Raw genomic sequence first — 25443 nt, 5'->3', positions numbered from 1 at the left:
CCCGCGGAGCTTACCGAAACCCGGGCGACGGGCCAATAAAACCGCGGTCGCGTGGTCAGCCGCGCCTCAGGCCCGGCGGCCGCTTCCGGGGGCGGCTACCTGTCGCGGGCGTTGCGTCGCGCGCCCACTGGGCCGATCCTCTGTCCCATCGTCGAAAAGGCATGCAAACGATGCAGGAGCCGCCGCACGAACCGGTGCGCCTGTCCGGGGAACAACTGGTCCGCCTGATGGAGCTGCAGCGTCGGCTGCTCGACCTGGTGGCGCGCGGGGGACCGTTGCCGGAGCGGCTGGGCGAAGCTTGCCGCCTGTTCGAGTCCTTCGTGCCCGGCGCCATGGCCACGGTGATGCGGTTGGGGCCCTCCGGGCGGCTGCACTTCGCCAGCGCGCCCAGCGTACCCGCCGCCGTCCAGATGCTGCTGGACGGCGTCGTTCCGGGCCCGGACTCCGGCTCCTGCGCGTGCGCGGCCTGGACCGGCGAGCCCGCCTTCGTCAGCGATGCCCGTGAGGATCCACGCTGGGCCTCGCTGCGCGACGTGGCGGCGGAGCACGGGATCGGCGCCTGCTGGTCGGCCCCGGTGCGACTGCAGTCGCGGGAAGTGGCCGGCACGTTCGCGTTGACCTCCTTCGAACGTCGCCTGCCCGACATGCTTCATCGCCAGCTGATGGAGCTGGGCGCCGGCGTGGCCGGTCTCCTGTTCGACCAGGCGGCGGAGCATGAGCGCCAGGAGTCCGAGGGCGCGGAACTGCGGCGCATGGCGTTGGTGGCATCCCGGGTGCCGGTCGGGGTGGCGATCACCGATCTCGACGGGCGCATCCAGTGGGTGAATGAGGGCTTCCGCAGCCTCGGTGGCCTTGGCGACGAGGACTTGCTCGGGCACCTCCGCAGCGAGGTGATGCTGGGCGAGCGCACCGATCATAAGGCCCTGCAGGCCCTGCATGAGGCGATCGCTGCGTGCCAGCCATTCGCCGGGATGCTGGTGGACTACCGGCGGGACGGTGGTTTCGCCATCGTGCAGGTTGCCAGCACGCCACGGCGCGACGCCGCGGGCCGTTGCGAGGGGGCACTGCTGGTGGAGACCGACGTAACCGCCAGCCGCCGCCTGGCCGACTTCAATGCCCTGCTGGCCGAGGTCACCGAGTGCGCCTCCGCCTACGACGATGCCGTGCCGCTGTTGCAGCGCGTCTGCGAGCTCGCGGTAGCGCACGCGGGGCTGTGCCTGGCCTGGGTCGGCCAGCCGGGGCCGGATGGCTGGTTCGAGTTCCTTGCCAGCGCCGGCCCGGCGATCGGCTACATGGAGGGGCTTCGGATCAGCGCGGATCCGGCGCTGCCGGAAGGCGGCGGATCCAGCGGGCGCACCTGGCGCGAGGGGGGCGGCTACTACAACCGCTCGTTCGCCCACGCCGGCTTTCTCGCTCCATGGCGGGAGCGCGCCGCGCGCTTCGCGATCGGCGCCAGTGCCACGCTGCCGATCCGCCGGGGCGGCCGCATGTGGGCGGTGCTTACCGTCTACCACCTGCGCGAGGACATGTTCGATGCCGAGCTGCGGACGGTGCTCGAAGCCATCGCCGGCAGCATCTCGAGGGGCCTGGACCGGCTCGACCTGGTACACCGCGAACGCGAGATCCAGGCGCTCAACCAGTCCATGCTCGACAGCACCACGGTGGGGGTTTTGCTGCTGCGTGAGCGGGTCGTGGCGCGGGCCAACGAACGCGCCGCCCAACTGCTCGGCGCCGCCGGTGCGCAGGCACTGCTCGGCACGCGCGCGATCGATCTCTACGCCGACCGTGCGCAGGGCGAGGCCATGCCCGGGCGCATCGCGGAGGCGTTCGCGAAGGACGGGCGCGCGGTGATGGAGGTGGCGGCCCGTCGCCTCGACGGCGACCAGGTCTGGCTGAGGATCGAGGGGGCTCCGTTCCCGCGGACGGGCTTCGACCAGATCTGGACGCTGGTCGACATCAGCGGACAGCACGAGGCGCTGGCCTCCCAGGCGCTGCTGGCGCGCGCGCTCGCCTCGGTCAAGGAGGGGGTGATCATCACCGATGCCGAACAGCGCACGGTCTACGTGAATCGGGCCTTCGAAACGATTACCGGATACGGCCCGGACGACATCCTCGGCCGCAACTGCAATCTGCTGCAGGGCGAGCTGACCGATCCGGGCATGCGCGCCAGGATCACCGCTCGCCTGGTTGCCAAAGACAGCTTCGAGGGCGAGATCCTCAACTACCGCAAGGATGGTCGCAGCTTCTGGAACCTGCTGGCGATCACGCCGCTGCGCGACGAGGCGGGGCAGGTGACCCATTTCGTGGGCGTGCAGCGCAACATCGACGAGATCCGCGCCTTGCGCGACCGGCTCGAGTACCTGGCCTTCCACGACGACCTCACCGGCCTGCCGAACCGGCGCGAGCTGGACCGGCACCTGCCGGGCGCGATCGCCGCCGCCCAGGCCGCGCGACGGGCGCTGGCGGTCGGCAAGATCGACCTGGACGACTTCAAGGTGGTCAACGAGAGCTTCGGTCCGAGTCGCGGCGACCAGTTGCTGCAACAGCTGTCCCAGCGCATCCGCCAGCGGCTCGCGCCGGGCGAGTTCCTGGCGCGCGTGGGCGGCGACGAGTTCGTGGTGGTCCTGTCGGGCCGCGGCTCCACCTTCGCCGACGACGAGCTGGATGCCTGCGCCCGTCGCCTGGGCGAGGCGTTCGCCGATCCGGTGTCACTCGCGCCGGGCCTGCAGGTGGAGGTCTCCCAGAGCATGGGTATCGCGCTGTTTCCCGACGATGGCGCCGAAGGCGGCCTGCTGCTGCGCAATGCCGAGGAGGCGCTGTACCAGTGCAAGCAGAATCGGCGCAGCCGCCGACGCTGGTGGCTTCGCCACGGAACGACACCGGCAGCGGATGCCCACGTCGAGCAGTCCATCGCGGCCTATGGCGAGGAGGCCTCCCGCCTGCTGCGCAAGCTGGTATCGCAGACGGAGACAGTGCAGCAGACCTTCATCGAGGAGTTCTACCGGCGCCTTGGCGACGAGCCGCATTCGCGCGAGATCCTCGAAGGGCTGGCGCCCGCCGACCTCGCCCTCCTGCGCGAACGCCAGGGTGAACACCTGCGCCGACTGGCCGGTGGCGACCTGTCGTGGGAACGGCTGCAGGAAGAGAGCCGGCGGCTCGGACGCATCCACGCCCTGGTCGGCGTGGACGGTGCCCAGCTGATGTACTGGATGGCGGTGTATCGCGACATGCTCAGTGCCCACTTCAACGCCCAGCCGATGCTTGCCCGCGAGCGCTACCAGGTGGTGCAGCTGCTGGATCAGCGCATCCGCGACGACATGCAGATCCAGCTGCAGGCGCAGGCGGAGACGAACGAGCAGTTCGTCGAGATGGTCATGCAGGCGCTGCCTGCCTCCTGGGGTTCGTGGACGGATGCGATGGGCAGCGAGCTCGCCCAGCTTGCCCGGATGCCCGGCATCGCCTGCGCGCTGGTGCTGCGGCAGAGTTCCGAGGGCGTGTTCAGCGTGGAGGCCAGCGATGGGCCGCTGGCGCCGCAGGTGACTTCACTGTTTGCCGCCGAAGGCGGCGAGATCGGGCCGCTGCGCCCGCCTGCCGATTCGCTGCTGATTCGGGCCTGGCAGTCCGGTCGGGTGCATGCGTCCGCCTCGCTCGTGCGATCGACCCGCGTCGACAGCTGGGGCGAGCTGGACGAGCACATGCTGCGCCTCGGGATCCGTGCCGGAGCCCATCTGCCGGTGCTGGATGCACAGGGGCAGCCGGTGGCGCTGCTGGTGGTGCTCGGCCGCTTCCCGCGCCAGTTCGGCGGCACGGTGATGCAGCAGTTCACCCGCAACCTGCAGCAGCGCTGGAGCGAGATCTGGCAGCGCGGCACGCGCCCGCCGCCGCCGGTCTCGCAGGAGCAGGCGGTCGCCTATCGACGCCGGCTGTTCGAGGGCGGGCTGCAGATGGCGGTGCAGCCGATCGTGGACCTGCGCGATGGCAGGCTGGCCAAGGTGGAGGCGCTGGCGCGGCTGGTGCTGGAGGACGGGACCATGGTCGGCCCCGACGTGTTCATCCCGCTGCTGCGCCAGGCCGAGCTGGACCGCCTGTTCGTGCGCGGGCTGGACCTCGCGCTCGCCGCGCTGGGTGCCTGGCAGGCCGAAGGCCTGGTGGTGGACGTGTCGATCAACCTGCCGCCGCTGACCCTGGCCGAGCCGGCCTGCGCATCCTGGGTGGCGCAGGCACTGGCCACGCACCGTGTAGCGCCGCACCGGCTGGTGCTGGAGGTCCTGGAGACCCAGCAGTTCGACGAGCTGGTGCGCGACGAGAACGTGCAGCGCCTGCTCGATCTCGGCGTGCAGCTGGCGATGGACGACCTGGGCTCCGGCTACAGCAGCCTGCGCCGGCTGGCCAGCCTGCCGTTCAGCGCGATCAAGGTCGATCAGGACCTGCTCAAGCGCCTGCGCATCGAGCCGGCGCAGACCATCAGCCTGGTCAGCGCAGTGATCCAGATGGGCCGCGACTTCGGCTGCGACGTGGTGGTGGAGGGGCTGGAGGATGCGGGCATGATCGAGGTCGCCCGTCTGCTTGGCGCCCGCTACGGGCAAGGCTATGGCCTCGCCCGGCCGATGCCGGTCGAGGCGCTGCCGTGCTGGCATCGTGAGACACGCATGCCCGACCTGTCCGCGCCGCTGTCCACGCGCATCGGCGCGGTCGCGTTCCAGTGGTGGTCGATCAGGCATCGCTCGCTGCACGCCGCCACGCTCGACGCCTGCCCCATGAGTGTCCTGTTGGCGCAGTTGGGCGACGCCGGGCAGGCGGCACGCGTGCTCCACGATCGGCAGCACGCCGAGCCGCACAACAGCGCAGTCGCCCGCGACCTGCTCGATGCACTCGAGGCGCTGGTGCGATCGCGCCTGGTCGACTAGCTACCCCTTTGCTGGAGATGGAGGATCTTTTTCCTCCGGATGCGGTCTGCGCCTGCGCAGCCGGACCTCACCTGCGCGCAAGTTGTTGCAGATGTTCCGCGCGGGTGGGGTTGGCACGACGTGACCGCGTTGAATATCAGGGCGAAGCCGTTTCGCCGAGTGCCCTGCACGCGCCGCGTTCCGGCGACGAGTGCGGACGTGTTCCGGAAACAAGGAAAGGAATTGATGAAGAAGAGTTCAATGAGTGCCGTGATCGGCATGCTTCTGGCGGCCGGTGCGATCGGTCATGCGCGTGCCGCGACGGCACCCTCGGATGTCACCCGCGCCACGCTGGACAACGGCCTGCGCGTGGTGATCGTGCGCGACACGCTGGCGCCGGTGGTGACCACCGAGCTGAACTACCTGGTCGGCTCGGACGAGGTGCCGGCGGCGTTCCCGGGCACGGCGCACGCGATGGAGCACATGATGTTCCGCGGCAGTCCGGGGCTCTCGAAGGACCAGCTCGCGGCGATCGCGGCGAACATGGGCGGTGCGTTCAACGCCGACACCACCCAGGGCGTGACCCAGTACTACTTCGTCACGCCGTCGCAGGACCTGGACGTGGCGCTGCACGTCGAGTCGCTGCGCATGCGCGGCGTCGACGTGACCGAGAAGGCCTGGGCCAAGGAGCGGGGCGCGATCGAGCAGGAGGTCTCCCGCGACCTGTCCAACCCGTCCTACAAGGCGTACGAGCAACTGCAGGCGCAGCTGTTCGCCGGCACTCCCTACGGGCATACGCCGCTCGGCACGCGCGCTTCGTTCGACAAGACCACCGCGGCGATGCTCAAGCAGTTCCACGACACCTGGTACGCGCCGAACAACGCGATCCTGGTGATCGCCGGCGACGTCGATCCGGCCGCCACGCTGGCCAAGGTGAAGCAGGAGTTCGGTGACATCCCTCGCAGCCAGCTGCCGGCCCGGCCGGGGTTTTCGTTCAAGCCGGTGCAGGCCAAGGCCGTTGCGCTGCCGACCGATAGCCCCTATGGCTCGGTGTACCTGGCCTACCGCTTGCCGGGCATGAAGGCCAAGGACTACGCGGCGGCCGCCGTGCTCGGCGAGGCGCTGGGTTCCCAGCGCGCCGCGCTGTTCGGCATGGGCATGGACGGCACCGCGCTGTACGGCGGCTTCTCCGCGCAGTTCATGCCGCAGGCGGGCTTCGGCATGGCGGTGGGCATCTTCCCCCGCGGCGGCAATCCGCAGCCGGTGCTGGCGCGCATGCGGACGATCCTGGCGCAGGCGGCCAGCAAGGGCGTGGATCCGGCGCTGGTCGAGGCGGCCAAGCGCAAGGCGATCGCCGCGCTGGAGTTCGACAAGAACTCGGTCGATGGCCTGGCCAACGCCTGGTCGCGGGCGCTGGCGTTCGAGGGGCTGGATTCGCCCGAGGCGATCAAGCAGGCGATCGAGGCGGTGACCCCGGCGCAGGTCGACGCGCTGGCCAGGGCGACCTTCGATCCGACTCATGCGGTGACCGCCATCCTGACGCCGGAGAGCTCGGGCAAGCCGGTGGCGGGCAAGGGTTTCGGTGGCGCGGAAAGCTTCGCCTCCAGCCCGGACAAGCCGGTGCAGCTGCCCGAGTGGGCGGCCAAGGCCTTCGCCAAGCTCAGCGTGCCGAAGTCCTCGCTGCATCCGGTCGACTACCACCTCGCCAACGGCATGCGCCTGATCGTGCAGCCGGAGGCGATCAGCAACACCGTGGTGGCCTTCGGCCGCGTGCAGACCAACCAGGATCTGCAGGCGCCCAAGGGCGAGGAGGGCGTGGCCGACGTGCTGGGCCAGCTGTTCCAGTTCGGCACCACCCACCTCAACCGCCTGCAGTACCAGGCCGCGCTCGACGCGATCAGCGCCCGAGCATCCGCCGGCAGCAGCTTCTCGCTGGCGGTGCCGTCGGCGCACTTCGAGCAGGGCATGAAGCTGCTGGCCGATGCCGAACTGCATCCGGCGCTGCCGGCGCAGGCTTTCGCGATCGTGCAGCGGCAGACCGCCGGGCTGGTCGCCGGCCAGGTGCAGTCGCCGGGCTTCCTGACCCAGATCGGGCTGGACCAGGCGCTGCTGCCCGCGGGCGATCCTGAGCTGCGCCACGCCACGGCGCAGAGCGTGATGGGACTGACGCTGGACAAGGTGAAGCAGTACTACGCACAGGTCTTCCGTCCCGACATGACGACCCTGGTGGTGGTCGGCAAGGTCGATCCGGCGCAGGTGAAGCAGGTGGTCGAGCAGACCTTCGGGGCGTGGAAGGCCAGCGGCCCGAAACCCGTCGTGGACTACGCCGCCGTGCCGCCGAACCACGCCGGCCAGCTGCACGTGCCGGACGCCAGTGCCAGCCAGGACAGCGTGACGATGGCGCAGACCATCGATGTGACCCGCGACGATCCGGACCGCTATGCGCTGAACCTCGGCAACGAGGTGCTGGGCGGCGGCTTCTACGCCTCGCGGCTGTACCACGACCTGCGCGATACCCGCGGCCTGGTCTACAGCGTCGGTACCAGTTTCGACTACGGCAGGAACCGCAGCACCTACTCGGTGGACTACGGCGCCGATCCTGACAAGGTGAAGGCGGCCAGCGCGCTGGTGGTGCAGGACCTGAAGCAGATGCAGACGACGCCGGTATCGCCGGCCGACCTGGATCGTGCCAAGGGCATCCTGCTGCGCCAGATGCCGCTGGGCGAATCCAGCTTCGGCGGCATCGGCGGGCAACTGCTCGGCCTGGCCATCGAGGGCAAGCCGCTGGACGCGACCACGGTGGCGGCGAAGCACTACCTGGAGATGACCGCGCCGCAGGTGCAGCAGGCGTTCGCCAAACACGTGCGGCCGGAGGCCTTCGTCACGGCGGTGAAGGGGCCGGCGCCGAAGGGTTGATCAGGGACCGGCGGTGGGCGATCCGCCCACCGCCTTGCTGAAACGAAAAGCCCGCCGTTCGGCGGGCTTTTCGTTTCATCGGTGCAGCCGGCTCACTTCAGCAGCGAACGCAGCATCCACGCGGTCTTCTCGTGCTCCTTCAGGCGGCCGGTGACCATGTCGGCGGTGCCCTCGTCGCCGGCCTTGTCGGCCACCTTGATCGTCTCGCGGGCGGTATGCGCCACGATCTCGTGGCCTTCCACCAGCTGGCCGACCATGTCCTTCCAGTCCGGCACGCCGGCTTCTTCCTTGATCGCGCTCAGCTTGCCGAACTGGCTGTAGGAGCCCGGGGCGAACACGTCCAGCGTGCGGATGCGTTCGGCGACCTCGTCGGCGGCCAGCCACAGCTCGTTGTACTGGGTCTCGAACATGGCGTGCAGGCTGTTGAACTGCGGACCGGTCACGTTCCAGTGGAAGCTGTGGGTCTTCAGGTACAGCGAATAGGTGTCCGCCAGCAGCTTGGAGAGCTGCTTGGCGATCGCCTCGCGGTCCTTCTTGGCAATACCGATGTTCATGGCCATGTGCTGCTCCTACGTTCTTGTCTCAAATAGAGAGTGGAATGAATTTATCGTCTTATCCCTTGCTCGGGAAATGAATCCTGATGATGTGGTTGATAGCTTGCAACTATCGTCGTTTTCCTTTGTTGTGCTCTCGTTCAACGGTACCCTTGCCGGCCTAACGGTTGCCGCTTGGTGCGCGTTCGCAGACGCCCGGCAGTTCCGTGTCCATCAAGGATGAGGCCTTCCGCACATGAGTCGAAGCAGTTCAATCGAGCCAGCGAGAGCCGGCATTGCGCTTGAGGCTCGCACGCCAACTCGGCGCTGTTGACATCTCTTCTTCCGGCATCTTGTCGGGAGCCATGCTCCTGATGTCGTTCGGAGCGCATGAAGAAGCGGCCAGTCGCGACATCAAGTGCCTCGTCGGCAGATTGCGATGCCCGGTTTGTGATTGCCCTTTTGGAAGGCTGGCCCGTGCGGCTGGACAGGATTCTCACAGGAGGAGAAATTTTCATGCTCAAGGCTGACATCGCGTGGGGCGATCTCTCACAGAATCCGGAATGGAAGCATGGCGTCATCGCCCTGGGGCGCAGCCAGATTGCTCCGTTTCAGCATGCCGCGCTCGAAACACTGGTGGTGCAAACGCAGGAACGGTGGTTCGCTGTCGTGCGAGAGCGGGTTGCCGGAGCAGCGGTTAGCGAGAACGCCAGCTTCCAGAACGTCGATAGCGAGCGGTTCGATGAGCTGTATCGGGCATGCCTGCTGTGGCCGCTCGACTATGTAATGGTCGAGGTCGCCAAGCAGGGGCGCAGAGTCAAGCTCCGCGCCGGCATGCTCGGCGCGGCGCCCGTCTACTGCCGTGCGACGGACGAGCAGGTGAGAGTGTCGTGGGACTTTGCCGATTTTCTCTCTGACAGGTTGCCGATCGATTTCGAGGCTGCCAGCTGCAGCCTGGGCCTGGAGCAGGTCTATTCTTCCCGGCAGATATGCATCGGCGTGTACCTGCTCACCGAGCGGGCCACCCTCTATTTGGAACCAGGTCGCGCGCACTACCGCTATCCGTCTCCATTTGAGGTGCCTGCGGCACCTGCAATGGAGTGCGCCGACGCGGTGAGCATGTTCGACCAACTGTTGCGGAGGGTCATCGCGAAGCGGCCCGCAGCTCCCGGCCGCATTGCTGTCGAGTTGAGCGGGGGGATGGATTCAGCGGCAGTCGCTTGCGCCTTGGCCGACCTTCATGGCCCGGTGGCAAGCAGGGGAATTCTTGTCGGGGGCGAATGCCGAGTGCCGCAGGTCGAACGTCGCCGACAGATCGCGGACCGGCTCCGATTGTCCGACGAAACGGTGGACATCGATGCGATCCCTCCCTCACTCGATCTGAGTCCCGATGGGCACAAGGCGTACGTCAACACGGAGTATTACCTTGAAGCCTTCGAGACACTGTGGAGCACGGCACGCGCTCAAGGTCGCGACCTCATGTACACCGGTCTCGGTGGAGACGAGTTGTTCATGGGTACGGGCGTTGTCGCGGAGGACAACGTCGCAGGCGGCAGGTCGATCGGAGATCCGCAGCGCTTTGCCAGGCAGCTGCTGACCCCGCGTGCGTTGAGCGCACTGCGTTCGTTGCATGCCTTCGACGCTCCGGCCGGTCCGGTGCCATCCGTGATGGCCAGTGTCAGCAAGGCGCACCATCTGATGCAGCACGGCATGTGGCCAATCAATCCGCTGAGCGATCCTGACCTGATGGTTTTCTGCTATCAGCTGCCGCTGGAGCTTCGCCGCAGACGCACCACGATGCAGCTGTATCTTGATGCTCGTCTGGGCGAGGATGTTTTTCCGCGCAACTACGCCAAGGAGACCTTTGCACAGGTCTTTCCGGAGCTGATTGCTCGGCATAGGACCGCCCTCGCGGGGCAATTGCGGGAATGCGCGCTTGCAGACCTCGGGCTGGTCGACCAGCGAGCCGCGCTTGCGTTGCTTGATACGGTGGCGACCACCAAGGCGGTGGCGCCTACGTCGCCATTGATCAATTTCTTATGGACGGAGAGATTCGCAAGGCAACTGACGTGATCCTTCGGACAGGAACGGGCGGCGCCTTGCCATGCCGTGTCGCCTGGCAATGGAATTAGTTCGGGTGTTAGATTCGGCAAGCCGCCAGGAAGCGGCATATGAGATGGAGCTGATATGAACCAGTTGCAGATTGTGACGGAAGGTGCCTCGGATGAGGCCAACACCTTCGGCATCCAGCTTGAGCAGCCGATGTCGAGCAACGTAGGCAAGTCGCTTTACCACAAGCCCTACGGCATGGTGATCGATGCGGCCAAGCAGGACGCCAGGGTGCTTGAGGGCTAAACCAGCCCGGCCCGGTATTCGGGCGGTTGATTACGCCGTCCCGCTTGCGGGACGGCGTTTCTATATGCGGTTGGTCGGCAACACCGCGAGGGCGGGGCGCTATCATTCCGCGCCATGTCTTCCTCTTCCCCTCCTGCCAGCTTGGAACCTCGTCTACGTGAAGCGCGTCGGGCGCTCGATAGCGTTTCGACCCGGGATTTCGGTCGTCTGCTGGGGCGCTGGCGTGGGTTGTTGCGAGAGCCAAGCGCTGCGAAATTCAACGCGCTGATGGTGGATATCGAGGCGTCGGCAGCCAGGCGCCAGGTACGCGCAACAGCCAAGCCCGCGGTGATGCTGGACGAGTCGCTGCCGATCACCGCGCGCGCCGACGAGATCGTCGAACTGATCCGCAAGCACCAGGTGGTGGTGATCGCCGGCGAGACCGGCTCGGGGAAGACCACCCAGCTGCCCAAGCTGTGCCTGGCCGCCGGGCGTGGCGAGGCCGGCATGATCGGCTGCACCCAGCCGCGCCGGCTGGCGGCGCGCTCGGTGGCCGCCCGCGTGGCGGAAGAGCTGGGTACCACGCTGGGCGACCAGGTCGGCTTCCAGGTGCGCTTCACCGACAAGGTGTCCGAGCGCAGCCTGGTGAAGTTCATGACCGACGGCATCCTGCTGGCCGAGACGCAGGGCGATCCGTGGCTGTCGAGCTACGACACGATCATCATCGACGAGGCGCACGAGCGCAGCCTCAACATCGACTTCCTGCTCGGCTACCTCAAGCGTCTGGCCGCGAAGCGGCCGGAGCTGAAGATCATCGTCACCTCGGCGACGATCGACACTGCACGTTTCGCCGAACACTTCGGCGATGCGCCGGTGGTGTCGGTGGAGGGTCGGGCGTATCCGGTGGAGCTGCGCTGGCGTCCGGTCGATGAGGCAAAGGGGGGGCAGAGTCGCCTTTCGTCCGCGAAAGGCGACTCTGACCCCCGTTTGCAGCAGGGCAGCGCCGAGCACATTGCCCAAGTCATCGACGAAATCATCGCCGACCGCAGCCTCGGCGGCGGCCCCGGCGACGTGCTGGTGTTCCTGCCCGGCGAGCGCGAGATCCGCGATGCGCACCTGCTGCTGTCGCGCCGGCAATATCGTGAGACCGAAATCCTGCCGCTGTACGCGCGGCTGTCGGCCACCGACCAGGACCGGGTGTTCAAGCCCGGCCCGAAGCGCCGCGTGGTGCTCGCCACCAACGTGGCCGAAACCTCGCTCACCGTGCCGCGCATCCGCTACGTGGTGGACACCGGCACCGCGCGGGTGAAGCGCTACAGCCAGCGCAGCCAGCTCGAGCGGCTGCACGTGGAACCGGTGTCGCAGGCCGCCGCCGACCAGCGCAAGGGCCGCTGCGGCCGTATCGGTCCGGGCATCTGCTACCGCCTGTACGACGAGGCGGACTTCGCCGCGCGCCCGGCCTACACCGATCCGGAACTGCTGCGTTCCTCGCTGGCCAACGTGATCCTGCGCATGCTGGCGCTGAAGCTGGGCGAGGTGGACGAGTTCCCGTTCCTGGAGGCGCCGGACCCGCGCGTGGTCGCCGACGGTTACCGCCGGCTGGCGGAGATCTCGGCGATCGACGAGCGGCGCACGCTCACCGCGATCGGCCGCGACCTGGCGCGCCTGCCGATCGACGTGCAACTGGCCCGCATGCTGGTGGAGGCGCGCCGGCTCGGCTGCCTGCGCGAGCTGCTGACGGTGGTGTCCTTCCTCAGCATCCAGGATCCGCGCGAACGTCCGGCCGACGCGCGCGGGCAGGCCGACGCGGCGCATGCGGTGTTCGCCGATCCGAAGTCCGATGTCCTCGGCGTGCTCAACCTGTGGCGCGCCTATCATGACGCCAGCGAGGAGCTGACGCAGTCGAAGCTGCGCGACTGGTGCTCGCGGCATTTCCTGTCCTTCCTGCGCATGCGCGAGTGGCGCGAGCTGCATCGGCAGCTGCTGCTGGTGGTGGACGAGATGGGCTGGTCGAGCCGCGAGGGTTCCGCCGTCGAAGCGACGACGGGCGACCAGGTTACCGCTCCGCCCCAGGGGCGCGGCCGGCCCAGCCGGGCCGAGGCCGGTCGACCGGCTCGGCGTGGTGGCAAGCCGGAGAAGGGGCAGGGCGGGGCGACGGTGCAGATACGTGGTCGCCGGCCGTCGGCGCCGGACAAGGCATCGCCCGCGCCGGTCGACGATGAGGCCGCCGCCAGCCGCCTGTTCGAGGCCGTCCATCGCAGCCTGCTCGCCGGCCTGCCGACCCAGGTCGGCCGCAAGGACGAGAAAGGCGTGTTCCGCTCCACACGCGAGCGCAAGTTCCAGGTATTCCCCGGCTCGGCGCTGGCCAAGCTGCCGCCGAACTGGGTGTTCGCCGCACAGATCCTCGATGTCGGCGGCAAGGTGTGGGGCATGATGTGTGCCCGCGTCGAGCCGCAGTGGATCGAGGAGCAGGCCGCGCACCTGGTGAAGTCCAGTTGCCGCGAGCCGCACTGGTCGAAGAAGCGCGGCTGCGTGGTGGCCTACGAGCAGGTGAGCCTGTTCGGGCTGAACCTGGTGGAGCGGCGCGCGGTGACCTTCCAGTCGCAGGATCCGCCGCTGGCGCACCAGATCTTCCTGCGCGAGGCGCTGGCGCGCGGCGACATCGAGGCGAAGCTCGACTTCGTGCGCGCCAACCAGCGCGTGCTGGAGGATGCGCGCGGCATCGAGGCGAAGCAGCGACGCGAGGGCCTGATCCGCCACGAGGACGAGCTGGTCGCTTTCTTCGAGGGCAAGCTGCCGGAGGACATCGCCGGCACCCGCGCGCTGGAGGCCTGGTATCGCCGCGCGCGTCCGGCCGAGCAGGCAGCGCTGCGCTGGTCGATCGACGACGTGCTGGTCGGCGGCGCCGGGCTCGACCCGAAGGCATTCCCGGCAGCCATGGACATCGGCACCCAGCGCTACCGGCTGGAGTACCGCTTCGTGCCCGGAGACGAGGCCGACGGCGTGACCCTGCACCTGCCGCTGGCGATGCTCAACGCGCTGCCCACCGCGCGCTGCGAATGGCTGGTGCCCGGCCTGCTCGGCGAGAAGGTGGCCGAACTGATCCGCGGCCTGCCCAAGGCGCTGCGCCGCAACTTCGTGCCCGCGCCGGATTTCGCGCGCGCCTTCGTCGAGGCCGAGGCGCCGCGCGACGAGCCGCTGGCGAAGGCGCTGGCCGCGTTCCTCAAGCGCACCACGGGCGTGGAGATCACCGCCGCCGAGTTCGCCGCGGTCGAGCTGCCGGCGCACTTTTCCATGCGCTACCGCCTGCACGACGACAGCGGCCGCACGCTGGCCGCCTCTCGCGATCTCGCCGCGCTGCGCGGCCAGTGGGAGGGCCAGGCACGCGAGGCGTTCTCGCGCAAGACCGACGTCGAGCTGATGCGCGAGGATGTCGCCACGTGGGATTTCGACGAGATCCCGCCCGAGGTGCGCTCGGCGGGCGGCCTGCTGGCCTTCCCGGCGCTGGTGGATCTGGGCGAGACGGTGGCGCTGCGCGTGTTCGAGCGTCGCGACGAGGCCGCCGACGCGCATCGCGACGGCGTGGTGCGGCTGCTGCGCAATGCGCTGGCCAGCGACGTGAAGCAGGCGCGCCGGCGCCTGCCGATCGCCAACGCGCTGTCGCTGAAGTACGCGCCGCTGGGCAGCATCGACGGCCTGCGCGAAGACCTGGTCGAGGGCGGGTTCGCCGACCTGCTCGAGCGTCACCCGCTCGACGTGCGCACCGCCGGCACCTTCGAGGCGCTGCGCACGCAGGCGGCGCGCGAACTGTTCGGTGCGGCGATCGAGCGGCTCAAGCGGGTCGAGCCGGTCATCGAGGCGCAGGCCGACCTGAAGCCGTGGCTGGAGCCGCCGCTGATCGGCTTCGCCCGCGCCAGCTACGACGACCTGCACGAACAACTCGACGCACTGCTCGCCCCCGGCTTCGCCCGCACGTTCACGGTAGAACGGCTCGGCCACCTGCCGCGGTACCTGAAGGCCATGCGCCTGCGTGCCGAGCGCCTGCGCCAGGACCCGGCGAAGGACCAGCAGCGCATGCTGCAGGTGTTGCCGTACTGGCGCGCGTACCTCAACCACCGCGCCGAGGGGCGCGATGGGCTGGAGGAACTGCGCTGGCTGATCGAGGAGTGGCGCGTGTCGCTGTTCGCGCAGGAGCTGAAGACCGCCGAGCCGGTGTCGGCCAAGCGGCTGGCGCGGGCGCTGGAGGCGGTGGAGGCCGCCTGAGCGGGGTTACTTCACCCGCTCGACGTGCACGCTGCCATTGCAGCCGTCCACGTACATCAGCCAGCTGCCGAACAGGCTGGGCTTGACCTTCACCGCCGGGGCCGAGGCGCTGCCGCAGGCCGGCTGGTCCGAGCCGACCTGCTTCCACTGCTGGCCGTTGTCCAGGGTCATCACGTTGTGGCCGTTCCAGCCGTCGAAGTGACCGACCAGATGCGTCTCGATGGCCGTGCGCTTTTCCTTGTCCGTGTAGAACACCGGTTGGCCGTTGCTGGTCACCATCTTCGTGCGTGTCGTCGGGTGGGCTGCGAGCCACGCATCGAGGTGGGCCAGTTCGTCGGCGGAGAGCTTGTCGAGACCCGCTGTGTGGAAGTCGGCCGCGCTCATGCGGTCGCGCAGCGAGGCAGTCTGGTCGGGCGACGCGGCCAATGCAGCGACCGGCAGGGCGAGCAGGGCGGAGAACAGGGGGGCAAGGCGCATGACGGGCTCCAGCGGAACGGGGGGAGAAGGCGTTCGGTAAAGGCAAGGATGCATAGAATGGGACAAGTTCCCGAGGCGAGTCGATGATTCCTGCAGCCACTCCCGCTCCCGGCGGGCTGACGCGCTGGCGCGTTGCCCATCCGGATGCCGGCCCCGTCATCGGCGCGGCGATCGATGCCTGCGCCGTCGCGCCGGTCGACCAGACCGAGTGCACCGACGTGCTGGACCTGTTGGTGATGCTCGACTGCGACGCCGTCACCCAGTCCGCGGCGCTGTGGTTCGCACTGGCACAGGCGGCGCCGGAGGTTTACGAGGCGAAACAGGCTGCACTGCCGGCGGACGTGCGCCTGCTGGTGGACGGTCAGCAGGCGGCGGAGAAGGTGTGGACGCTGCATGCGCAGCCGGGCGGTGCGGCCAGCTCGGAAGGGCTGCGCCGGCTGTTGCTGGCGATCATCCGCGACGTGCGCGTGGTGTATGTGCTGCTGGCGCGGCAGCTCGCCCGCATGCGCGCGGCGATGGCGCTGGATGACGCGATGCGCGTCCGGCTGGCCCGGCTCACCCGCGACATCCACGCGCCGCTGGCCAATCGCCTGGGCATCTGGCAGCTGAAGTGGGAGCTGGAGGATCTGGCCTTCCGCTACCTCGAGCCCGACACCTACCGCCGCATCGCCTCGCTGCTGGACGAGCGGCGCGAGGACCGCGAGCAGTTCATCCGCGAGTCGCTGGCCGAGCTGCGCCGCTCGCTGGAGGCCGCCGGCATCCGCGCCGACCTGGCCGGGCGGCCGAAGCACATCTACTCGATCTGGAAGAAGATGCAGCGCAAGTCGCTGGCTTTCTCCGACCTGTACGACATCCGCGCTGTACGCATCCTGGTCGACAGCGTGGCCGACTGTTACGCCGCGCTGGGCGTGGTGCACGCGCTGTGGCCGTACCTGCCCGGTGAGTTCGACGACTACGTGGCGCGGCCCAAGGCCAACGGCTACCGCTCGCTGCACACCGCGGTGATCGGCCCGCACGGCAAGACGCTGGAAGTGCAGATCCGCACCCACGAGATGCATCGTGCCAACGAACTGGGCGTGGCGGCGCACTGGCGCTACAAGGAAGGCGGTGGCGCCGACGCCGAGTTCGAGGCGAAGATCGCCTGGATGCGCAAGCTGCTCGAGCCGCGCGCCGATGGCGAGGGCGAGCTGGCCGCCGGGCTGCAGACCGAGCTGGTCGAGGACCGTGTCTATCTGCTCACGCCCAAGGGCGAGGTGTTCGACCTGCCGCACGGCGCCACCGTGCTGGATTTCGCCTATCACGTGCATACCGAGGTCGGGCATCGCTGCCGCGGGGCCAAGGTCAATGGCCGCATCGTGCCGCTGACCTACCAGCCGCGCAGCGGCGACCGGGTGGAGATCCTCACCACCAAGGTCGGCGAGCCCAGCCGCGACTGGCTGTCGCCGCACCACGGCTACCTCAATACCGCGCGGGCGCGCGAGAAGGTGCGCGCCTGGTTCCGCCGCATCGCGCACGACGCCAACCTTGCCGCCGGTCGCGCCATGCTCGAGCGCGAGCTCAAGCGCCTGGCGCTGCCGAATGCCGATCTCGCTGCGCTGCCGGCCCATTTTCATCTCAGGACCCACGACGAACTGCTGATCGCGCTGGCACTGGGCGAAGTGGCGCCTGGACAGATCGCCCGCCTGCTGCAGGAGGCGGCGCAACCGCCGGAGCCGGCCTCGCCTCCGCCAGCGGCGTCGAAGGTGCCGACGATCGACCAGGGTGCGCTGACCATCGAGGGCATCGGCAACCTGCTCACCGTGCTGGCACGCTGCTGTCAGCCGCTGCCGGGCGACCCGGTGCGCGGCTTCGTCACGCGCGGGCGCGGCGTGTCGGTGCATCGCGCCGATTGCCCCGCGCTGGCCCGCCTCGCCCGGCGCGATCCGGACCGGGTGATCGAGGTGAGCTGGGGGCGGGTGCCGGCGCAGGCCTACCAGGTCGACATCGAGCTGCATGGCTACGACCGCAAAGGCCTGCAGAAGGACGTCACCGCGGTGATCAGCAACGCCAACATCCCGATCATCGCCTCGTCCAGCCGCATGTTCGTGCGCACCGGCGAGGTGGAGATGCGCTTCACCCTGCGCGTGCGCGACTACGAGCAGCTCTCGCACCTGCTGGCGAAGCTGGTGGCGCTGTCCAACGTGGTGGATGCGCGCCGGGTCGGCGCGCGCTGAGCCGGCTGGCAGTTGAATGGCCGTCCGAACCCGGGCGGCCCGGCCGGGGTCCGATGCTAAGCTTCGGCGGTTATCGACCTGGCGACTCACGATGAGCGGACGCAACGACCCGCGCGGCCCGCAAGGGCGCACCGAACCCACCCTGGGCAACCTCGACGACCTGGATCGTCCGGCACCGGTGTCGCCGGCCCCGGACGACGGACTGCCCCGGGTGGACGTGGAAGCGCCGCCGCATCGCGCGGCGGCGTCGCGCGCGCGCCGCGCGCCCGAGGTGGATCCGGACGAGTCACCCGCGCGCAGGCGCGGCTGGCTGGTGCCGCTGGCCCTGCTCGTGGTGGTGGGGCTGGCGACGGTGGCCTGGCTCAACCAGGACACGCTGCGCGGGCTGGTGCCCCGCACCAGCTTCAACGACGTGCTCTCCCGCGCCAATGCCGCACTGCAGGCCGGGCATCTGGACGGTACCGACGGCACCAGCGCGCGCGAACTGTTCCAGGCCGCGCGCGCGCTCGAGCCGGACAACGACCGTGCGCTCGATGGCCTGCGTGCCGTCGGCCAGGCCGAGCTCGCCCAGGGCCAGAAGCAACTTGGAGCCGGCGACCTCGATGCTGCCACGCAATCCGCCTCGGCCGCGCGCGAACTGCTCGGCGGCGGTACCGACGTCGACCAGCTCGACCGCGCGATCGCCCAGGCGCGGCTCACCCACATGCATGCCTCTGACATGGTCGAACGGGCGCGCGACGCCCTGGCCCAGGGCAAGCTGGACGGTCCCGACGGCGCCGCGGCGCTGTTCGCACAGGTGCTCGCCGCCGACCCCGGCAACGCGGTGGCCTCGCACGGCCTGGACCAGGTCGGCGGCGCCTACGCCGACCAGGCGCGCAAGGCGCTCGACGCCGGTGACGCCGCGACCGCGGGTGCGGCGATCGACAAGCTCGCCTCGCTGCTGCCGCGCTACGGCGACCTGCCGTCGCTGCGAGCACAGCAGGCCCAGGTGCAGCGCGCCCACGACGATGCGGTGAACCAGGCGGTAACCCAGGGCATGGACGCGTTGCGCGCCGGTCGCATCAGCGGCTCCGGTGACGACACCGCGCTGGCGTACTTCCAGAAGGCGCTGACGCTGGACCCGAACAACCCTGCTGCCCAATCGGGCCTGGGCAAGGTGGTGCAGGCGCTCACCGTGCAGGCCAACGCGGCGATCGACAGCGGTGACGACGCCCAGGCCAGGGCCCTGCTCGACCAGGCCCAGGCGCTGGCGCCGAAGTCCGCCGACCTGGCTGCCGCCCGGGCACGATTGGGCCGGGCAGCCCCGGCCGCGGCCGGATCGTCGGCCCCGGCTACGCAAGCCGGGGCCGCGCCGACCGGCGCCGCCGGTGGAACAGCCAGCGCCTCTCCGGCGGCGCCGGCGAAAGACGACGCCGCCGGCGCCCTGCTGCAGCCCAGCCTGACCCCGGCACAACAGGCCCAGGTCAGTTCGCTGGTGCAGCAGGCGAAAGAGGCCGCGCAGCGGGGCGACATCATGCTGCCGCCGGGACAGAGCGCCTACGACCTGTACCGCAGCGCGCTGGCCATCGACGGCAACGACAAGGCCGCGCGCGATGGCCTGCAGAACCTGCCGGCGACGGTGATCCAGCTGTTCAACCAGGCGCTGCAGGGCGGCCGTCTGGCCACCGCCGGCGACATGCTCGGCAACCTGGCGGACTTGTCGCCGGGCGATCCGAACCAGGGTCAGCTGCGCAATCGCCTCGCCGAAGCCTGGCTGGATCGCGCCGAGCAGCAGCTGGACAGCGGCGACCGCCCGGGCGCCTCGCAGTCGCTGGATCGCGTGCGCAAGCTGGCGCCGCAGCATCCCCGGTTGGCTGAGCTGACCGCACGCCTGAACAACGCCGGGCGGTGATCGCATGACCCTCCTGGTGCTGGGCGCCAGCAGCCAGATCGGCCGCTTCCTGCTGCCGCGACTGTGCGAGATCGGGCATGACGTGCTTGCACTGAGCCGCCGGTCACAACCGGCGCGGCCCGGCGTGCGCTGGATCGAAGCTGGCCTGCCCGATGCGATGCCACGCGACCTGCCGCCGCTGTCCGGCATCGTCAGTTACGGGCCGCTGCTGCCGTTCGCGCAGTGGCTGGCGCAGGCGCCGCTGCGCGGGTCGCCGCGCATCGTCGCGACCAGTTCGATGAGTGCGCAGACCAAGCGCGACTCCGTCGTGGCCGCCGAGCGGGAGATCTCACGACTGCTGCTGGAGGGCGAACAGACGCTGGCGGATGCGTGCTCGGCGCGGGGACTGGCTTGGATGGTGCTGCGCCCGACCATCGTCTATGGCGCCGGGCTCGACCGCAGCCTGACCCCGATCGCCCGGCGCGCTGCGCGACTGCGGATGTTTCCGCTGCCGGCGGGACGCGGACTCCGTCAGCCCGTGCACGCCGACGACATCGCCCTGGCGAGCATCGCCGCGCTGGACCCGTCCGCGGCCAGCGGCGGAATCGTGCCGATCGGCGGCGGTGAGCGCCTGACTGCAGCGCAGATGTTCTCCCGCGTGCGCGACAGCCTGCCGGTCGCCACGGTGCCGCTGCCGGTGCCGCGCGTCGCCTTGCATCTGGCCGCGCGTCTGGCACCGAAGCTGCGCGGACCGCTGGAACGCCTCGACGAGGACCTGGTCGCCGACAACGCGGCGCTGACCCGGCTGCTCGGCGTGCAGCCGCGAGCGTTCCGGCCGGACGCCCGCTGCTGGGGGCTGGCGCGCTGATCCGCCCGCGGATCGCCTGCATCGTGCCCGCATCCTGCCCCGCCCGCGGGGCGGGCATTCATATTTGCGCCGGGGGCGAGGGCCTATCATCGATCCCCGTTTTCCCCGGGAATCCCTCGCGTTGGCCTTTCTGACCCGACTGCAATCCTTCGTCCGCACCGCCTGGCCGTGGGTGCGCGTTCCGTTCTGGATCGGGGTGGGGCTGTTCTTCGGCTTCCTGCTGCCCTACACGCTGGTGCTCAACAAGCGCGTGCAGGACCGCTTCAACGACCTGGTGTTTGCCGTGCCCACGCGGGTCTTCGCGCGCCCGCTGCTGCTCGAGGCCGGCGAGCCGATGACGCCGGCCGCGCTGGAGCTGGAGCTGACCTTCGCCGGCTACAGCGACGACGGCAAGGGCGAACTGCCCGGACGCTGGGGCAGGCACGGCGGGCGCTACACGATCTCCTCGCGCGGCTACGCCGGCCCGGACGGCGGCGAGCTGCCCAAGCGGATCACGGTCACGATGGGGCGGGGCGTGGTCGCCGCGGTGGCCGATGCGGCCAGCGGCAAGCCGCTGAAGCAGGCGCACCTCGACCCGGCGCGCATCGCCACCGTGTACGGCGCCCAGCAGGAGGAGCGGCGCATCGTGCACCTGGCCGACGTGCCGCCGCTGCTGGTCAGCGGCCTGCAGGCGGTCGAGGACCGCGATTTCAAGCACCACATCGGCATCGACTTCACCGCGATCCTGCGCGCGGCATTCGCCAACCTGCGCGCCGGCCACACGGTGCAGGGCGGTTCGACGCTGACCCAGCAGCTGGTGCGCAACCTGTTCCTGGACCGCAACCAGAACTTCACCCGCAAGTTCAACGAGGCGATCCTCTCGCTGCTGATCGAGGCGCACTATCCGAAGTCACGCATCCTCGAGGCCTACATCAACGAGGTCTTCCTCGGCCAGCAGGGCAGCCAGGCCGTGCACGGCTTCGCGGCGGCGGCGGAGTTCTACTTCGGCCGGCGGCTGGAGGAGCTGCGGCCGCAGGAGATCGCGTTGCTGGTCGGCATGGTCAAGGGGCCGAGCTACTACGATCCGCGGCGCTATCCCGAGCATGCGCTGGCACGCCGCAACCTGGTGCTCGAGCAGTTCGCCAAGACTGGCCTGATGACCGCCGCCCAGGCCAGGGCGGCCGAGGCCACGCCGCTGGGCATCGCCGACAACGCGCAGCTGCCGCACAACCGCTTCCCGGCCTTCATGGACCTGGTGCGCCGGCAGATCCGGGCCGACTTCGACGATGACACCCTTCGTGCGGGCAACCTGTCGATCTTCACCACGCTCGATCCGGCCGCGCAGCTGTACGCTGAGAAGGCGGTGACCGACGCGGTGAAGTCGCTGGGCAAGCGCGGCAACGCGGTGCAGGCCGCCGGCGTGGTGACCGATGCGCACACCGGCAGCGTGCTGGCGGTGATCGGCAGCAAGACGCCAGGCGATCCCGGCTTCAATCGGGCGATGGACGCGCAGCGCCCGGTCGGCTCGACCATCAAGCCGTTCGTCTACCTGGTGGCGCTGACCGACCCGGCGCACTGGAACCTCGGTACGCTGCTGGACGACAGCCCGGTCAGCATGCGCCAGCCGGACGGTTCGATGTGGGAGCCGCACAACGACGACAACCAGTCGCACGGCATGCTGCCGATGGTCGATGCGCTGGCGCATTCGTGGAACCTGGCGACCATCCACCTGGGGCTGGAGGTGGGTCTGCCGCGTATCCAGGCGTTCCTGGAGTCGTTCGGTTTCAAGGACATCAATCCCAGCCCTTCGTTGCTGATCGGCGCCCAGGACATGGCTCCGCTGCAACTGGCGCAGCTCTACGAATACCTCGCCTCCGACGGCCATGCGCTGCCGCTGCTCGCCGTGCGTGGCGTGGTGGATGGCAACGGACGCACCATCAAGCGCTACGAAGTGCAGGAAGGTCCCGGCGAGTACCAGCCGGCGGTGCGCCTGATCACCTGGGCGATGCAGCAGGTGGCGCTGTTCGGCACCGCGCATTCGATCGGCGACTCCGGGCTGGCCTGGCTCAACGCCGCCGGCAAGACCGGGACCAGCAACGACACGCGCGACAGCTGGTTCGCCGGCTTCACCGGCGACCGTCTGGCGGTGTTCTGGATGGGCCGCGACGACAACAAGCCGACCGGCCTGTTCGGTGCCACGGGTGGTCTGCGCATCTGGCGCAACCTGTTCGCACGGCTGCCGACCCGTCCGCTGTCGGCCGAGCCCGGCCCCGGCCTGGAGATGGCCTGGATCAACCCCGTCGACGGCAAACGCACCGATCCGCAATGCAACGGCGCGCGCCAGCTGCCGGTGGTCGCCGGCAGCCTGCCGCCGGAGGTCGACAGCTGCTTCTGGCAGCGTGTCGGCAACTTCTTCGGCGTCGGCGACAACAACAATCCGCCGTCGCAACCCGCGCCAGCACCCAGCCATTAAGCCGCAGCCATGTCCGTGTATCGCATCCACCGTGTCCTCCCCGTCGCCGCCGCCGTGTTGCTGGCCGGCTGCTTCGCCGACAACCCGCCCGCACCGCCGTCGCCGCCACCGCCCTCGCCGCAGGCGATGGTCAATGCGATCCGCGCCGCCGGTGAGCGCGAGCAGTCGGTGATCGACGTCAGCCCGCTGCGCGATCCGGGCGTGGCCTCGCTGCAGGACGCCGCCGAGGCCGACGAGCGTGCCGGCGATTTCAAGAATGCTGCCGGCAAGCTCGACCAAGCCCTGCGGCTCAGCCCCGAGTCGCCGGACCTGCTGCAGGATCGCGCCGAGCTGGCGGTCCGTCTGCAGGATTTCCCGGTGGCCGAAAAACTGGCGCAGAAGTCGTGGTCGCTGGGGCCGAAGCTCGGCCCACTGTGCGTGCGCAACTGGCAGACCGTGGTGGAGATCCGTCTGCACGCCAGGGACGCGCAAGGTGCCGCCGATGCACGCCAACAGGTGCAGGCCTGCCACAAGCCGGGCATCAATCGCTTCTGAGCGGGGTGCCTCGGCGCGCAGCTGATGGCGAGCCGTCGCGCTCGCCGTTCGCCGCCCCCTCGGCCATACTTGGCGAGATGATCGATCCCGATGACGCCGCGCCCGACGACGTCGGTGCGCTGCTCGGCGCCGACGGCCCGTTCGCCCGCGAACTCCCCAACTTCGCTCCGCGTGCCGCGCAGCAGGACATGGCGCGCGCGGTCGCGCACGCCATCGCCGAGCGCGAGACGCTGATCGCCGAGGCGGGCACCGGCACCGGCAAGACCTTCGCCTACCTGGTGCCGGCGCTGCTGTCCGGCGGGCGGGTGATCGTCTCCACCGGCACCAAGGCGCTGCAGGACCAGCTGTTCTTCCGCGACCTGCCGCGGGTGCGCTCGGTGCTCGGCAGCCGGGTGAAGACGGCCCTGCTGAAGGGGCGCGCCAACTACCTGTGCCTGTACCGCCTGGACCAGACCGTGCGCGACGGCGGCAGCCTCGACCCGAAGCAGTCGCATCAGCTGGCGGCTATCCGCCAGTGGTCCGCACGCACCCGTCACGGCGACCGCATGGAACTGGCCGAGGTGCCGGAGGAGTCGCCGCTGTGGCCGCGGGTCACCTCCACGCCGGAGAACTGCCTCGGCGCGGAGTGCCCGTTCTTCGACGACTGCCACGTGATCAAGGCGCGCCGCGAGGCGCAGGAGGCCGATCTCGTCGTGGTGAACCACCATCTGCTGTTCGCCGACCTGGCGCTCAAGCAGGAAGGTTTCAGCGAGATCCTTCCGGGCGCGCAGGCCTTCATCCTCGACGAGGCGCACCAGGTGCCCGAGCTGGCCGGCCAGTTCTTCTCGCAGAGCGTGAGCGCACGGCAGCTCTCCGAGCTGGGCCAGGATGCGCTGACCGAGTGCAGCGGCATCACCGGTGCGATCGGCCTGCTGCTGGAGCCGGTGGAGGCCCTGCAGGAGGCGCTGAAGAAGCTGCGCGCGGTGATGGAGGCATTGCCCGCGCGCGGTCCCTTCGCCGAACTGGAAAACCGTGCCGCCGTGCGCGACGGTCTGCGCGACCTGGTCGAGCTGGTCGCCGCGCTGTCCGACCAGCTCGCTTCGCAGGCCGACCGCTCGCGCGGCTTCGCCAACGTCTACGAGCGCTCGCTGGCATTGAGCGAACGGCTCGAGCGCATCGTCGAAGGCCAGGCCGGCGAGGCGCGCGGCATCGACGTGCGCTGGTACGAATTGTTCCCGCGCGGCTTCGCCATTCACGCCACGCCGCTGGACCTGGCCGCACCGCTGCGCGCGATGCGCGAGCGCACCCAGGCGGCGTGGATCCACGCCTCGGCCACGTTGTCGGTGGGCGGCGAGTTCGGGCATTTCGCGCGCCAGCTGGGGCTGGACGATCCGCAGACGCTGAGCCTGGAAAGCCCGTTCGACTACGCGCGCCAGGCGCTGTGCTACCTGCCGCCGGGCCTGCCGGATCCGGCCACGCGCGACTACACCGACCAGGTGATCGAGGCCGTGCTGCCGGTGCTGGATGCCTCGAACGGCCGCGCGTTCCTGCTGTTCACTTCGCACCGCGCGCTGCGCCGCGCCGCCGACCTGCTGCGCAGCCGGGTGCCGTGGCCACTGTTCGTGCAGGGAGAGGCACCGCGCCATCGGCTGCTGGAGGAGTTCCGCGCCAGCGGCCACGGCGTGCTGCTCGGCGCCGCCAGCTTCTGGGAGGGCGTGGACGTCGCCGGCGAGGCGCTCAGCGTGGTGGTGATCGACAAGCTGCCGTTCGCCGCACCGGACGATCCGGTGCTGGTGGCCCGGCTGGAGGCGCTGGAACAGGCCGGCATCAATCCCTTCATGGGCTGGCAGGTGCCCAGCGCGGCGATCGCGCTCAAGCAGGGCGCCGGCCGGCTGATCCGCGACGTGCACGACCGCGGCGTGCTGGTGCTGTGCGACCCGCGCCTGCTCGGCAAGGGCTACGGCAAGCTGTTCCTGGCCAGCCTGCCGCCGATGCCGCGCACGCGCGAGCTTGCCGACGTGCAGACATTTTTCGCGTAGCGCACGGCAGGGCGCCCGCCACGGGCGGGAGACGCCACCGCTGAATAAAGGCGCGATCCGGCCTGTATCGGGGGGGGGG

Annotated in this window: 13 protein-coding genes; 11 read left to right on the top strand and 2 right to left on the bottom strand. The window is 69.6% G+C overall.

Annotated features, from left to right (window positions below):
- Positions 1-161 precede the first annotated feature (161 nt).
- Both C693_RS0115205 and C693_RS0115200 read left to right on the top strand, forming a co-directional pair.
- A complete protein-coding gene (locus C693_RS0115205) occupies positions 162-4907 on the top strand; it encodes an EAL domain-containing protein (protein WP_198506885.1) in 4746 nt (1581 codons plus the stop codon).
- 225 nt (positions 4908-5132) lie between these two features.
- On the top strand, positions 5133-7802 hold the full coding sequence (locus tag C693_RS0115200) for a M16 family metallopeptidase (RefSeq protein WP_026107455.1): 2670 nt from the start codon (positions 5133-5135) through the stop codon (positions 7800-7802).
- 92 nt (positions 7803-7894) lie between these two features.
- Here the strand turns inward: C693_RS0115200 and C693_RS0115195 are convergent, their stop codons facing one another.
- Positions 7895-8362, bottom strand: coding sequence for a Dps family protein (locus C693_RS0115195; protein ID WP_017463131.1), 468 nt, complete (start codon positions 8360-8362; stop codon positions 7895-7897).
- Between the two features lie 489 nt (positions 8363-8851).
- On the opposite strand from C693_RS0115195, the gene C693_RS0115190 reads away from it, so the two are divergent.
- The 3 genes from C693_RS0115190 (at position 8852) to hrpA (ending at position 14932) form a co-directional block, all read left to right on the top strand.
- Positions 8852-10408, top strand: a complete 1557-nt coding sequence (locus tag C693_RS0115190; RefSeq protein ID WP_017463130.1) for an asparagine synthase-related protein — start codon at positions 8852-8854, stop codon at positions 10406-10408.
- A 114-nt stretch (positions 10409-10522) separates the two neighbouring features.
- Positions 10523-10690: a hypothetical protein gene (locus C693_RS23800; RefSeq protein WP_017463129.1), complete on the top strand. Its 168-nt coding sequence runs from the start codon at positions 10523-10525 to the stop codon at positions 10688-10690.
- A gap of 114 nt (positions 10691-10804) precedes the next feature.
- Positions 10805-14932, top strand: coding sequence for an ATP-dependent RNA helicase HrpA (gene hrpA / locus C693_RS0115180; protein ID WP_026107454.1), 4128 nt, complete (start codon positions 10805-10807; stop codon positions 14930-14932).
- 6 nt (positions 14933-14938) lie between these two features.
- Here hrpA and C693_RS0115175 read toward each other — a convergent pair whose 3' ends face one another.
- On the bottom strand, positions 14939-15409 hold the full coding sequence (locus tag C693_RS0115175) for a hypothetical protein (protein ID WP_017463127.1): 471 nt from the start codon (positions 15407-15409) through the stop codon (positions 14939-14941).
- An 83-nt stretch (positions 15410-15492) separates the two neighbouring features.
- On the opposite strand from C693_RS0115175, the gene C693_RS0115170 reads away from it, so the two are divergent.
- From C693_RS0115170 to C693_RS0115145, 6 genes are all read left to right on the top strand, one after another.
- On the top strand, positions 15493-17622 hold the full coding sequence (locus C693_RS0115170) for a RelA/SpoT family protein (RefSeq protein ID WP_017463126.1): 2130 nt from the start codon (positions 15493-15495) through the stop codon (positions 17620-17622).
- A gap of 91 nt (positions 17623-17713) precedes the next feature.
- Positions 17714-19513, top strand: a complete 1800-nt coding sequence (locus tag C693_RS0115165; protein WP_017463125.1) for a tetratricopeptide repeat protein — start codon at positions 17714-17716, stop codon at positions 19511-19513.
- A gap of 4 nt (positions 19514-19517) precedes the next feature.
- Entirely contained in the window at positions 19518-20360 is an 843-nt protein-coding gene (locus C693_RS0115160; RefSeq protein WP_017463124.1) for an SDR family oxidoreductase, read from the top strand.
- 121 nt (positions 20361-20481) lie between these two features.
- A complete protein-coding gene (gene mrcB, locus C693_RS0115155; RefSeq protein ID WP_017463123.1) occupies positions 20482-22812 on the top strand; it encodes a penicillin-binding protein 1B in 2331 nt (776 codons plus the stop codon).
- Positions 22813-22821: 9 nt separating this feature from the next.
- Positions 22822-23346, top strand: a complete 525-nt coding sequence (locus tag C693_RS0115150) for a hypothetical protein (protein ID WP_017463122.1) — start codon at positions 22822-22824, stop codon at positions 23344-23346.
- Between the two features lie 77 nt (positions 23347-23423).
- Positions 23424-25364 (top strand): ATP-dependent DNA helicase, encoded by a 1941-nt coding sequence (locus tag C693_RS0115145; protein WP_017463121.1) that lies wholly within the window; start codon positions 23424-23426, stop codon positions 25362-25364.
- The last annotated feature ends 79 nt before the right edge of the window (positions 25365-25443 follow it).

The sequence above is a fragment of the Dyella ginsengisoli LA-4 genome, from assembly GCF_000334915.1.
GTDB classification, from domain to species: domain Bacteria; phylum Pseudomonadota; class Gammaproteobacteria; order Xanthomonadales; family Rhodanobacteraceae; genus Dyella_A; species Dyella_A ginsengisoli_A.
The sequence above is the reverse complement of the archived record's forward strand: the minus strand, read 5'-3'. Positions and strand labels throughout refer to the sequence as shown.